Annotated in this window: 17 protein-coding genes; 13 read left to right on the forward strand and 4 right to left on the reverse strand. The window is 70.9% G+C overall.

Annotation, left to right across the window (positions count from 1 at the left end):
• The first annotated feature begins 20 nt into the window (after positions 1 to 20).
• Positions 21 to 803 (forward strand): DeoR/GlpR family DNA-binding transcription regulator, encoded by a 783-nt coding sequence (locus tag AB0N22_RS00275; protein WP_364634425.1) that lies wholly within the window; start codon positions 21 to 23, stop codon positions 801 to 803.
• Here AB0N22_RS00275 and AB0N22_RS00280 read toward each other — a convergent pair.
• Positions 757 to 1,224 carry a DUF4383 domain-containing protein gene (locus tag AB0N22_RS00280; protein ID WP_364634428.1) on the reverse strand — a complete coding sequence of 156 codons (468 nt, stop codon included), beginning with the start codon at positions 1,222 to 1,224 and terminating at the stop codon, positions 757 to 759. The two genes, AB0N22_RS00275 and AB0N22_RS00280, sit on opposite strands and share 47 nt — an antisense overlap.
• 159 nt (positions 1,225 to 1,383) lie before the next feature.
• On the opposite strand from AB0N22_RS00280, the gene AB0N22_RS00285 reads away from it, so the two are divergent.
• From AB0N22_RS00285 to AB0N22_RS00305, 5 genes are all read left to right on the forward strand, one after another.
• Positions 1,384 to 2,178 (forward strand): deoxyribonuclease IV, encoded by a 795-nt coding sequence (locus tag AB0N22_RS00285; protein WP_364634430.1) that lies wholly within the window; start codon positions 1,384 to 1,386, stop codon positions 2,176 to 2,178.
• An 88-nt stretch (positions 2,179 to 2,266) separates the two neighbouring features.
• Entirely contained in the window at positions 2,267 to 3,247 is a 981-nt protein-coding gene (locus tag AB0N22_RS00290) for an aldo/keto reductase (RefSeq protein WP_364634433.1), read from the forward strand.
• Positions 3,248 to 3,270: 23 nt separating this feature from the next.
• A complete protein-coding gene (locus tag AB0N22_RS00295; RefSeq protein WP_364634436.1) occupies positions 3,271 to 4,047 on the forward strand; it encodes an SGNH/GDSL hydrolase family protein in 777 nt (258 codons plus the stop codon).
• 16 nt (positions 4,048 to 4,063) lie between these two features.
• Complete coding sequence (locus tag AB0N22_RS00300; RefSeq protein ID WP_364634439.1) at positions 4,064 to 4,393, forward strand: hypothetical protein; 330 nt, start codon at positions 4,064 to 4,066, stop codon at positions 4,391 to 4,393.
• Positions 4,390 to 4,848 (forward strand): GNAT family N-acetyltransferase, encoded by a 459-nt coding sequence (locus AB0N22_RS00305; protein WP_364634441.1) that lies wholly within the window; start codon positions 4,390 to 4,392, stop codon positions 4,846 to 4,848. The genes AB0N22_RS00300 and AB0N22_RS00305 overlap by 4 nt, the downstream gene beginning before the upstream one ends.
• A 2-nt stretch (positions 4,849 to 4,850) precedes the next feature.
• Here AB0N22_RS00305 and AB0N22_RS00310 read toward each other — a convergent pair whose 3' ends face one another.
• Positions 4,851 to 5,237, reverse strand: coding sequence for a hypothetical protein (locus AB0N22_RS00310; RefSeq protein ID WP_364634444.1), 387 nt, complete (start codon positions 5,235 to 5,237; stop codon positions 4,851 to 4,853).
• A 4-nt stretch (positions 5,238 to 5,241) separates the two neighbouring features.
• The gene (trmB, locus tag AB0N22_RS00315; RefSeq protein WP_364634447.1) at positions 5,242 to 5,958 is read right to left on the reverse strand and encodes a tRNA (guanosine(46)-N7)-methyltransferase TrmB; all 717 of its coding nucleotides are present in this window, start codon (positions 5,956 to 5,958) and stop codon (positions 5,242 to 5,244) included.
• Positions 5,959 to 5,976: 18 nt separating this feature from the next.
• On the opposite strand from trmB, the gene AB0N22_RS00320 reads away from it, so the two are divergent.
• From AB0N22_RS00320 to AB0N22_RS00340, 5 genes are all read left to right on the forward strand, one after another.
• Positions 5,977 to 6,495, forward strand: coding sequence for a DinB family protein (locus AB0N22_RS00320; protein WP_364634450.1), 519 nt, complete (start codon positions 5,977 to 5,979; stop codon positions 6,493 to 6,495).
• A gap of 1 nt (position 6,496) precedes the next feature.
• Positions 6,497 to 7,072 (forward strand): NTP transferase domain-containing protein, encoded by a 576-nt coding sequence (locus AB0N22_RS00325; protein WP_364634453.1) that lies wholly within the window; start codon positions 6,497 to 6,499, stop codon positions 7,070 to 7,072.
• The gene (locus AB0N22_RS00330) at positions 7,065 to 7,322 is read left to right on the forward strand and encodes a DUF6457 domain-containing protein (RefSeq protein ID WP_364634456.1); all 258 of its coding nucleotides are present in this window, start codon (positions 7,065 to 7,067) and stop codon (positions 7,320 to 7,322) included. The genes AB0N22_RS00325 and AB0N22_RS00330 overlap by 8 nt, the downstream gene beginning before the upstream one ends.
• The gene (fdhD, locus tag AB0N22_RS00335; protein ID WP_364634459.1) at positions 7,322 to 8,161 is read left to right on the forward strand and encodes a formate dehydrogenase accessory sulfurtransferase FdhD; all 840 of its coding nucleotides are present in this window, start codon (positions 7,322 to 7,324) and stop codon (positions 8,159 to 8,161) included. Before AB0N22_RS00330 ends, fdhD begins: the two co-directional genes overlap by 1 nt.
• A 130-nt stretch (positions 8,162 to 8,291) precedes the next feature.
• Positions 8,292 to 9,137, forward strand: a complete 846-nt coding sequence (locus tag AB0N22_RS00340) for a Bax inhibitor-1/YccA family protein (protein WP_364634462.1) — start codon at positions 8,292 to 8,294, stop codon at positions 9,135 to 9,137.
• A gap of 207 nt (positions 9,138 to 9,344) precedes the next feature.
• Here AB0N22_RS00340 and AB0N22_RS00345 read toward each other — a convergent pair whose 3' ends face one another.
• A complete protein-coding gene (locus AB0N22_RS00345) occupies positions 9,345 to 10,271 on the reverse strand; it encodes an SGNH/GDSL hydrolase family protein (protein WP_364634465.1) in 927 nt (308 codons plus the stop codon).
• Between the two features lie 86 nt (positions 10,272 to 10,357).
• On the opposite strand from AB0N22_RS00345, the gene AB0N22_RS00350 reads away from it, so the two are divergent.
• On the forward strand, positions 10,358 to 11,044 hold the full coding sequence (locus tag AB0N22_RS00350; protein ID WP_364634468.1) for a tyrosine-protein phosphatase: 687 nt from the start codon (positions 10,358 to 10,360) through the stop codon (positions 11,042 to 11,044).
• Positions 11,041 to 11,943 (forward strand): pirin family protein, encoded by a 903-nt coding sequence (locus AB0N22_RS00355; protein ID WP_364634471.1) that lies wholly within the window; start codon positions 11,041 to 11,043, stop codon positions 11,941 to 11,943. Before AB0N22_RS00350 ends, AB0N22_RS00355 begins: the two co-directional genes overlap by 4 nt.
• Positions 11,944 to 11,963 lie beyond the last annotated feature (20 nt).

The following is an 11,963-nucleotide window of genomic DNA, read 5'->3' on the forward strand; positions in this document are numbered from 1 at the left end:
CTAGGTGGTTGAATGATCAGGTGAAACGATCACTTCGGCACAAATCGATCATTCACGCGGTCAGCGGACGGCAGGAGGTCTCGGTCGTCGACCTCGCTCGGCTGACCGGTGCCTCGGCCGTGACGATCCGCCGCGACCTCGTGGAGCTGGAGGCGCACGGCGTGCTGAGCCGGACCCACGGCGGTGCGCGTCAGGCGTTCAAGCGCGGCAGCCCGTTGCCGTTCTCGGTCCGTCTCGGGAGCGACCAGGGCAGCAAGGCGATGCTGGCCGAGGTCGCTGCGGACCTGGTGCAGGACGGCGAGGCCGTCATCATCGACAACGGCACGACGTGCTTCGAGGTCGCGCGCCAGCTTGCCGGCCGGCCGATCACGGCCCTGGCGCTCTCGCTCCACGCCGCCGCCGCGCTCGCCTCCCAGCCCGGCACCTACGTCACGGTGCCGGGCGGGACGGTCGAGACCGACAGTCTCGCGATGACGGCCGCCGGGATCGATGCGGTCCGCGACGTGCGCGCCGACGTCGCCATCGTGGGGGCCTGCTCGGCCTCGGCCACGCACGGCCTGACCTCCACGACGTACGAGGACGTCCAGCTGAAGCGCGCCATCCTGCGGTCCGCGAGTCGAGTGGTCCTGGTGGCCGACGCGAGCAAGCTCAGCCGGTCATCGGCCTTCAGGTTCGGCGGCCCCGAGGACATCACTCATCTCGTCACGACGCCGGACGCGCCCGACGAGCTGCTGCAGATGTTCCGTGGCGAAGGGGTCAGCGTGCTGCTCGTCCAGCCCGATCGCCGTCCAGACGCTTCTTGACCACGAAGCCCAGCCCGATCAGGGCGACCGTCAGCACGAGGTGCAACCAGTTGTCCGCGGAGTTCACGGGCACGAAGTTGGCGCTCGAGTCGTGGTCGACCAGCACGCCGTAGACCGTCAGCACGCCGTAGATCAGGCCGCTGCCGATCAGGACCTGCGGGACCAGCCGGGTCCGGCTGGCGGCCCAGAGGCCGGCGACGCCGAAGAGCAGGTGCACGATGTTGTGCAGCACCGAGACCTGGAAGATGCCCAGGAGCTTGGCGTCACTGTGGTGGTCGGCGAAGGTCATGGTGTCGTAGTCGGTCGTCACGCCGGGGATGAACCCCAGCACGCCGACCAGCAGGAAGACGGCGCCGACGGCAGCGGCGGCCGCCCTGGCGAACCGTTCCGCGTCGCTGACGGTGCCTCGAGTCTCAGTCATGATGTTCCTTCCGTGGGGTCGATCCCTGCGGATGGGCATACCCAACGGTCAGCCGGTCATGCACGGATGCCGGTCGAGGCGGCGAGGGTGGCGGCTCGTGAACGGCAACCGGTCGGTCGCGCTGCCGAAGCTGTCTGCCGCGGTTCCTAGACTGGACGCATGACGATCAGCATCGGAGCGCACGTCGACCAGGCCGACCCGATCGCCGAGGCGCGAGCGCGCGACACGACACTGGTGCAGTTCTTCCTCGGCGACCCGCAGGGCTACAAGGGCCCCGAGGTCCGGTACGCCGGGGGAGCAGCCGCGCTGCGGGCCGACGCCGAGGCTGCCGGCATCGACCTCTACGTGCACGCGCCCTACATCGTCAACGTCGCGACGACCAACAACCGCATCCGCATCCCCAGCCGCAAGCTGCTGCAGCAGCACGTCGATGCTGCGGCCGAGATCGGTGCCAAAGGGCTGATCGTGCACGGCGGCCACGTCAACAAGGACGACGACCCGGCAGTGGGGTTCGACAACTGGCGCAAGGCGGTCGAGGCCACGGACCTCAAGGTGCCGGTGCTGATCGAGAACACCGCGGGCGGCGACAACGCCATGACCCGGCACCTGGAACGGATCGCCGGCGTGTGGGAGGCGATCTCCGCCGCCGACGGTGCCGACCAGGTCGGCTTCTGCCTGGACACCTGTCACGCGTGGGCCAGCGGCATCGACCTCGCCGACGTGGTCGAGCAGGTCCGCGCGATCACCGGCCGCATCGATCTCGTGCACGCTAACGACAGCCGCGACGCGTTCGGGTCCGGCGCCGACCGGCACGCGAGCTTCGGCAAGGGCCAGGTCGATCCGGACGAGCTCGCTGCGGTCGTGCGATCCGTGGGCGGCCCGGTCATCTGCGAGACCCCCGGAGGTCCGGCCGAGCACCAGGCGGACTTCGCCTGGCTGCAGGACCGGCTCTGAGGCCTCGCCGCCCCCGGACCGCCGACGAGGGGCGGGCCTCTCGCATCTAGGCTGCTTCGGGTAGGTCGGACGAGACTGGGGAGCGGACATGGACACACGGACGATGGGACGCACGGGACGCGAGGTCTCGGTCGTGGGCCTCGGCACCTGGCAGCTCGGCGCCGACTGGGGCGACGTGACGCACGACGAGGCGATCGCGGTGCTCGACAGCGCCACCGAGGCGGGCGTGACCTTCTTCGACACCGCCGACGTGTACGGCGACGGACGCAGCGAGCAGCTGATCGGCGAGTACCTCCGCGACCGCCCCGAGCTCGACGTCTTCGTGGCCACCAAGATGGGACGCCGGGCCGAGCAGGATCCCGTGCACTTCACGCTCGACAACTTCCGCGCCTGGACCGATCGGTCGCGCGCCAACCTGGGCGTCGAGACGCTCGACCTGGTGCAGCTGCACTGCCCACCGACCCCGGTGTTCGCCAGCGACGAGGTCTACGACGCCCTCGACCTGCTGGTCGAGGAGGGCGTCATGGCGAGCTACGGCGTCAGTGTCGAGACGGTCGACGAGGCGCTGACCGCGATCGCGCGACCCCACGTGGCGAGCGTGCAGATCATCCTCAACGCCTTCCGGCTCAAGCCGCTCGACGAGGTGCTCCCCGCAGCCAAGGAGGCCGGGGTCGGCATCATCGCCCGGGTGCCGCTGGCGTCGGGGCTGCTGTCGGGCCGCTACACCACGAGCACGACGTTCGCGGCGGACGACCATCGCACCTACAACAGGTCCGGCGAGGCGTTCGACGTGGGTGAGACGTTCTCGGGCGTCGACTTCGAGACCGGCGTGCGTGCCGCGCAGGAGTTCGCTGCTGCGGTCCCCGACGGAGTGCACCCGGCGCAGGCCGCGATCGCCTGGGTCCTGGCCCAGGACGGCGTGACCGCCGCGATCCCCGGAGCGCGCAACGTCAACCAGTCACGCTCCAACGCGGCGGCCGCCGACGTGACGCTGCCCGAAGGCTTCGACACCATCGTGCGCGACATCTACGACCGCAACCTGCGCGAGGCCATCCACCCGCGCTGGTAGACCCACGCCTCGAGGAGTCGGACATGTTTAGTCGCTATGTCGCCATCGGCGACAGCCTCACCGAGGGCCTCGGTGACACGCCGTGGCCCGGTGACGTCCCTCGCGGCTGGGCCGACCGCCTGGCCCAGCACCTGACGGTGCACGCAGGGCAGCCCATCCACTACGCGAACCTGGCGGTGCGTGGTCAGAAGGCGGCGCAGGTACGCGAGTCGCAGCTGCCCGCAGCACTGGCGCTCGAGCCGGACCTGGTGACCGTCACGGCCGGCATGAACGACCTCATGCGGCTCAACGTCGACCTCGCCGCCGTGGCTGAGGAGCTCGACGACATGGCGCGCCGGCTCCGCGCGGAGGACGTCGTCACGGTCCTCGTCCCGATGCCAGACATGACGGGGCTCCTCCCGATCGGGGCGCGGATCAAGGGCCGTGTCGACGCGCTCAACGAGGTGCTCGCGGACGTGGCGAGCCGGCACGGCGCCCTGCTCGCCCCGCTCCCGCCGCGGCAGGTTTTCGGGCTGCCCGAGGCGTGGAGCAGCGACCGGCTCCACCTCTCGCCGTTGGGGCACACCCGGTTCGCCCTGGCGATGCTGCACACCCTCGGCCTGCCCACGCCCTCGTCGTGGGACGAGCCGCTGGTCGCCGCCCCCGCACCGGGTGCCGCTCGTCGCCTGGCGGGCGAGGTGCAGTGGTGGGCCGGCTTCGCGGGCCCTTGGGTCGGCCGTCGCCTGACCGGCCGGTCGTCCGGCGACGGCCGGACCGGCAAGCGCCGGGAGCTCACCCCGTGGAGCGAGAAGGCGGTCTAGGCTGACGGCCAGCGAGGTGAGGATGGACGCAGAGGCACGGTTCGACGCGATCGTCGAGGAGATGGCGCCGCTGGGCGTCCTGCCGGGCGCGCTGTTCGGAGCCCGCTCGCTCACGGTCGACGGCACGGCGTTCGCCTGCCTCAAGAACGGGCACCTCGCGGTCAAGCTCGGGGCCGGCAGCGCGGCGCACGCGGCGGCACTCGGCCTCGACGGAGCCGAGCTGTTCGACCCGTCCGGCCGGGGCCGGCCGTTCCAGGACTGGGTCGCGGTCTCGCCGGCGTACGCCGAGGAGTGGGCCAGCCTCGCAGGAGCCGGTCTCGCGACGGTCGAGCGCCGGCCGGCATGATCTTCTCGTCGCCCGACCCGGCCACCGACCCGTACTTCGCCGTGGCGCTGCTGCGCCTGCAGAAGGCGTCGTACGCCCTCGAGGCCGAGCTCATCGGCGACGACCGCATCCCGCCGCTGCGGGAGGACGAGGTGCGCCTCACGGCATGGCGGGGTCGCTGGCTCACCGCCTGGGACGGGGTCGACCTCGTCGGAGCTGCCGCCTGGTCCGAGGGCGAGCACGAGGTCGAGATCGAGAAGGTCATGGTCAGCCCGACAGCCGTTCGTCGCGGGGTCGCGAGCGCCCTGCTGGGACAGGTGCTCGAGCGGAGTGCCGGCCGCGAGGTCGTCGCCGCGACCGGGCGCGCCAACGCGCCGGCGGTCTCGCTCTACGTCAAGCACGGCTTCTGCGCAGCAGGTGACGAACAGGTTCCGCCGGGGATCTGGATCACCCGGTTCCGCAGGCCACCGGCCTAGCCTCAGCTCTGCAGGATCCGCATCGCGGCCCAGGTCTCGTCGAGCGCGATGCTCTCGACGGCGATCCAGCCGTAGTCGTCGAGCAGGTCCTGCAGCGTGTTCTCGCCGAGGTCGGAGTGACCGTCCAGCGGATAGGTGATCCACACGATCGGGATCGAGCCGAGCTGCGGGAGGACCTCGTCGAGGTCGTCCGTCAAGGCCGCGCGGTTGTCGGTGATCAGGATCGCCGCGTCCACGTTCTCGGGCTCGTCCTCGTCGCGGACCTCGATCGTCTCGGCACCCTCGGGCATCGGGTCGAGCAGCGACGTCTCCTCGACGCTCGCCCCGATGATCCAGACGACGAACCCGTCGCCGATCCGGAGCCGCTCGGCGTTGGTCGTCTCGGTCATGGCGTCATCCTATGGGTCGTCGGCGGACGGCCGTCACGTCATGAATCGCACGGCCGACGCCGAGTCCCTTGCTCTCGAACCGGGTCTGCGGCCGTCCCGCGAAGCGCGGGCCCCACTCGCCACCGTCGAAGTCCGGCGACCCGGTGACGACGTCCCGGATCTGCTCGGCATAGTCCTCCCAGTCCGTCGCGAGCCTCCACACGCCCTCCGGCTCCAGCACGCGTGCGGCGAGCCGGGCGAACTCGGGCGTGACGAGGCGGCGCTTGTGGTGCCGCTTCTTGTGCCAGGGATCGGGGAACCACACGCGCAGCTCGCGCACGGAGCCCGGCGCCAGCATCGTGGTGAGCGCCTCGGCGGCGTTGACGACCATCAGGCGTACGTTGGTCACGCCGACGTGGCGCATCGTCACGAGGGTCTGCGCCACACCCGGCACGTAGACCTCGAGGCCCAGGAAGTCCAGCTCGGGGTGCTCGGCGGCGGCGTGCACGATCGCCTCGCCACGACCGCTGCCGATCTCGACGACCAGGGGGGCGGTGCGGCCGAACGCCACCTGGGTGTCGAGGACGTACGCCGGGTCGACCGACGTGCTGGGGCCGTGGCGCGGGACCTCGAGCACGTACGTCCCGGCCAGCGCGTCCCAGGCCGCCTGCTGCCGCTCGGTCAGGCGACCACCGCGTCGGGTGAACGAGACCGGCTCGGTCCGGTACGGCGTGGGCTCCACTCGCGCTAGCGTAGACGCGTGGACATCGAACCCGACACCAAGGACTGGACCTGGGTGCTCGACGCGCCGTGCCCCGAGTGCGGGCTCGCCGCCGGCGCCGTCCCGCCGACCGAGATCGCCCACCGGGTGCAGGCCGAGCTGCCCCGCTGGTCGGCCGTGCTCGAGCGGCCCGACGCCCGTGAGCGGCCGGCGCCGACCACGTGGTCGCCCACCGAGTACGCGTGCCACGTCCGTGACGTCCACATCCTGTTCGGCCAGCGGATCCGGCTCATGCTCGAGCAGGACGCCCCGCAGTTCGCCAACTGGGACCAGGACGAGACGGCCCTCGCAGAGGACTACGCGTCGCAGGACCCGACGGAGGTCGCGGCGCAGCTCGTCGAGGCGGGGGAGGGCATGGTCGAGATCCTGCAGTCGGTGCCCGATGACGCGTGGGAGCGCACGGGTCTTCGCAGCAACGGCTCGGAGTTCACCGTCGCCACGCTGGCGCAGTACTACCTGCACGACATCGCGCACCACCTCCACGACGTACGAGGCTGACGTGCCCCCGACCGCCGCCTGGGACGCGATCGTGCTGGCCGGCGGACGCGGCTCACGCCTGGGCGGGGTCGACAAGGCGGCCCTCGAGATCGAGGGCGAGACACTGCTGACCCGGACGCTTCGCGCGGTGTCCGGGGCCGGGCGGGTCATCGTCGCCGGCGACCCGCGCCCGTTGCCGGCCGGGACGGTCCTGGTGCGGGAGGAGCCCAGATTCGCGGGCCCGGCCGCCGCCATCGGTGCCGCCATGACCGAGGTGCACGCGCCGTACGTGTTCCTGTCCGGCTGCGACCATCCCTTTCTCTCCGACGCCGTCGACCTGCTGCTCGACGAGGCCTCGGGCGACGGCGTCATCGCGATAGACGGCGAGGGCCGCCGGCAGTACCTCATGTGCGTGCTCGACACGGCCGCGCTGCGGGCCTCGATCGCGGCGCAGGCGTCGCTGGTCGACCTCTCGGTGCGTGCCCTGATGGTCCCGCTGGAGCTGATGGAGATCGCGATCCCCGCACGAGCAGCGCTCGACATCGACACGTGGCACGATCGTGAGAGGGCGCTGGCAGAAGGGAGCCACGATGGCTGACATGACGCTCGACGACTGGGTCGTCCAGGTGGCCGCGGAGCTGGGCATCAAGGAGCTCGACCTCGACACCGAGTCGGTGCTCGACCTCGCCGCTGTCGCTGCGCATGCTGTCGTCCGTCCGGCCGCGCCACTCACGACGTTCCTCGCCGGTCTCGCTGCGGGCATGGCCGGCGGCTCCGAGTCCGACCTGCGTGATGCGATCGAGACCGCCACGGCCTTGTGCGAACGGGTCGAGGAGGCCGACGCCTAGTGGCCGGACGCCTGACCCGACGCACCAAGGTCACCCGGTTCGTCCCGGACGGCACCGCCACGGTCCGGGAGGACGCGCTCGCGGTCGAGGAGCCGCTCGAGATCAGGGTCAGGGGCACGTCGTTCTCGGTGACGATGCGATCGCCCGGGGACGACTTCGACCTCGTCGCGGGCTTCCTGGTCTCGGAGGGGGTCATCTGGTCGGCCGACCAGCTCGTCTCGATGCGATTCTGCGCCGGCACCGACGACAACGGCCTGCAGACCTTCAACGTCATCGACGCCGAGCTGAGCGCCGACACCCCGCCGATCGACGCATCACTGGAGCGGCGCGTCTACACGTCGAGCTCGTGCGGCATCTGCGGGACGGCGTCGATCGACGCGGTGCACAAGGCGGCCCACTTCGGCCACCTGGACGATGCCACGAGCTGGGACCACGCCCTGCTCGGAGCGCTGCCCGACCGGCTCCGCGAGCACCAGAAGGTGTTCGACCGCACCGGGGGAGTGCACGCCGCGGGGCTCTTCGACGCGTCCGGCGAGCTGCTGTGCCTGCGCGAGGACGTCGGCCGGCACAACGCGGTCGACAAGGTCGTCGGGTGGGCGCTGCGCGAGGGCCGGCTGCCCCTGACCGGCACGGCGCTGCAGGTGTCCGGCCGGGCGTCGTTCGAGCTGGTCCAGAAGGCGCACATGGCCGGCATCGCCGTGCTCGCCGCGGTGTCGGCACCCTCGTCGCTCGCGGTCGAGCACGCAGAGTCGGCCGGGTTGACGCTCGTGGGCTTCAGCCGCGGTAGTGGCTTCAACGCGTACGCCGGGGTGCACCGCATCGCGCCTGCCGCCCCCTGAGCCGCTTGGGGACTCGCGCGAGAAGGTTGCCAAATCCAACGACTGACGTGGGATCAAACCGGTTGTCTCCAGCGTTGGATAGAGTGAACGACAACGACTCCACTTTCGGAGCCATCCCACGGAGGGAATCATGAAGAGCAGCAACCCCGTCTTCGCCCGCAGCGCCGAGTTCAACGGCCGCGGCGGCGCAGTCGCCAGCGACCCGTCCCAGTGGCAGATCGACGTCAACGGATCGCCCACCCACACCGAGCGCGGCAGCGGCACCGGCCGGATGACGATCGACTCGGTCGTCGAGAAGACCGGCATCACGCTGGGCCTCCTGGCTCTGGCGGCTGCCGTCAGCTGGTTCGTCATCGGTGATCTCGACAGCGCCGACGTCTCAGAGGCCGACGCCGCACAGGGCACCGCCTACGCACTCGCCATGGGCGGCGCGCTGATCGGCTTCGTGCTGGCGATGGTCAACTCGTTCAAGAAGGTCGTCAGCCCGGCTCTCGTCCTGGCCTACGCCGTGGTCGAAGGCGTGTTCATCGGCGCCTTCTCCAAGGTCATCGCGACCTGGGTGGGCGAGCCGTCGATCGTCTTCCAGGCCCTCCTCGGCACCGTCGTCGCCTTCGGCGGCACGCTCGCGGCCTACAAGTTCTTCAACATCCAGGTCACCGACCGGTTCCGCAAGATCGTCACGATCGCGGCGTTCAGCGTCATGGGCGTCCTGCTGCTCAACTTCGTGCTGAGCCTCACCGGTGTGTTCGAGAACGGCGGCCTGCGCGGCTTCAACACGCTGGGCCTGCTGGTGTCGTGCGCGCTCGTCGTGCTGGCGGTGTTCATGCTGATCATGGACTTCGACTACGTCGAGCAGGGCATCGCAGCCGGCCTGCCGGAGCGTGAGTCCTGGCGTGCGGCGTTCGGTCTCACGGTCACCCTGGTGTGGCTCTACATCGAGATCCTGCGCATCCTCGCGATCCTGCGTGGCGACTGACCTCCAGCGCTAGACAGCCGAACGGCCGATCCCCTCGGGGGTCGGCCGTTCGTCGTTCCCGCTGCCGCGCCGCGCCCTCATGGGCGGTGGAACGTCAACCGAATACGCCGGCAGACGGTTGAGGATCCACCGCCGCTGCGGCATTCGGTTGAGGATCCACCGCTGCGGCGGCGAACGGTTGAGGATCCACCGCTGAGGGCTGGGTCCTCAGGAGGCGCGGCGGCGGCGCAGCACCGAGGCGAAGCGTCCCCCGGGTCCGGCATCGGGGACGACCTGGGTGCCGGGGTTGTCGACCGAGACGGCAGCGGCGTCGGCCACCGAGACGAGGTCGCGCGTCGGGCCGGCATAGGCGTGCGCGGTGCGCTTCTGCCTCAGGGACGCCGAGATCGCGGGGATCAGCACCGAGACCAGGTTGGCGTAGCCGGTCTCTGACGGGTGGAAATGATCGGCGCCGAACATCAGGTCGCGCTTCTCGGTGAACAGCGTGCCCAACAGGTCACCGAGCGACACCGACCGGCCACCCGCCTCGACGACCGCGATGGTCTGCTTGCGCGCCAGGGAACGGCTCAGCTGGCGAGCCACGGTGCGCAGCGGCTGGGGGATCGGCTGCACCGTGCCGAGGTCGGGGCACGTGCCGACGACGACGTCGCAGCCCTCGGAGACGAGTCGCCGGACGACCCGGCTGAGCTCGCGGGCCGACGTTCGCGGTGCGACCCGGTGCGTGACGTCGTTGGTGCCCACCACGATCACGGCGACGTCAGGCTGCCAGTCCGGGTCAAGGTCGATCTGAGCGGTGAGGTCTGTCGTCTGCGCGCCGACGACGGCGCGGCACTGCACCTCGACGGGTGCGTCCATGACGTGGGCGAGGCCGACGCCGATCATGGCCGACGGCGTGGCGTCGGCTCGCGTCACTCCGTAGCCGACAGCCGCGGAGTCCCCCAGCACGAGCACCCGGATCGTACGACCGGGGAGGTCGTCGCCGTAGACGCCGTCGGGGGACGGCGGTCGCTCGTCAGTCGTGCCGATGGCGCGGCGGGCGAGCAGCGCCTCGCCGACCAGGAATCCGTAGAACCCCGAGACAGTGGCGCCGCCGCCGATGAGGGTGGCGGCGGCGATACGGCGGGAGCGAGGCACCGTGTCATTTTACGTCGGGCGCACGACTGAAACACGCGGAAACCGTTCGGCAACGATGTGTCCTTCGTTGCGCTTAGGGTGGCTCCGTGCGCGAATTCGTCCCCAACCTCCGCGATGTGGGTGGGGTCGAGACAGCGGACGGGCGCACGGTGCTCAAGGGGCGTGTCCTGCGCAGCGCCATGCCGTCGCCCAAGGACCAGGCGCCTGACGACATCGCCTGGCCGCCGGCCCTCGTGATCGACCTGAGGTCGGCCAACGAGTCCGAGGGCATCCACCCGCTCGCCCGCGCCGGTGCCCGCATCGTCAACCTGCCGCTGCTCAGCGCGCTGCGTCCCGGCACTGCGCCCACCGACAGCCTCGCCGGTCTCTACCTCCTGCTCCTCGACCACGCGTCGATGTATCTCGTCGAGCTCGTGCGCGAGGTGGGCACGGCCCGTGGCGCCACCTTGATCCACTGCGCGGCGGGCAAGGATCGCACCGGCGTCTCGATCGCTCTGCTGCTGCGACTCGTGGGCGTCTCCCGCGACGACGTGGTCGCCGACTTCCTCGAGACCAAGCACGCCGAGCAGGCGATCTCGTCCCGGCTCCGCCGGCTGCCCGGCCGTCACCACCGAGCCGCTCTGCCGCCGGAGTTCCTCGCCGTCCCCGTCGAGGCGATCGAGGGGGTGCTCGACGTCTGGGACGCGCACGAGGGTGGCGTCGAGGGCTGGTTCGTCGGCATCGGCGGCAGCGAGGCCCTGATCGAGCAGCTGCGTCGTACGCTTCTCGCATGACCTCGCTCGACCTGTCCCTGGATGCGCGGGAGGTTCCGCTCGGCGGGGTCCGCGGCATCACGGTTCACCGCACGCTTCCTCATCGTGGCCTGCCGACCGTGGGCCCGTGGTGCTTCGTCGACCACTTCGGGCCGACGGCGACGGCCATGAACGTCCTCCCGCACCCGCACACCGGCCTGCAGACGGTGACCTGGCCGATGGCGGGCGAGATCCGTCATCGCGACACGCTCGGCAGCGATGTCGTCCTCAAGCCCGGCGAGCTCAACCTCATGACCTCGGGTGACGGGGTGGCCCACTCAGAGGTCAGCGTCGGCGCCCCCGATGCTCCGATGCACGGCCTGCAGCTATGGGTCGCGCTGCCCAACCAGCGCCGCACGGGGGCAGCCGGCTTCGAGCACCACCCCGAGCTGCCCGTCGCCGAGGGTCGCAACTGGGCGGCCAAGATCCTCATGGGTGAGCTCGACGGCACGACGTCGCCGGCCACGACCCACTCGCCGATGATGGGAGCCGAGCTCGCCGTGCGACCCGGCGGGGCCGTGATCCCGTTGCGTCCCGAGTTCGAGCACGCCGTGCTCGCCGTCGACGGCGAGGCCCTCGTCGGCGGCACCGAGATCGTGCACCGGCAGATGCGCTACCTCGCGCCCGGACGAGACGAGGTCGAGCTGTTCGTCCCGGCCGCGCGGACGCTCCTGCTCATCGGCGGCACGCCGTTCCACGAGGAGCTCGTGATGTGGTGGAACTTCATCGGGCGCTCCCACGACGACATCCTGCAGGCGCGCAACGACTGGGAGAACGCCTCGGAGAGGTTCGGGGAGGTGGCCGGGCACGACGGCCAGCGCATCCCGGCGCCGCCGATCCCGGAGATCCGCCTCAAGCCCCGCCGCCGCACCGTCCCCTGAGTCCTCCTGTTGACCTCAAC

The organism is Aeromicrobium sp. NPDC092404, assembly GCF_040684095.1.
Taxonomy (GTDB): Bacteria; Actinomycetota; Actinomycetes; order Propionibacteriales; family Nocardioidaceae; genus Aeromicrobium.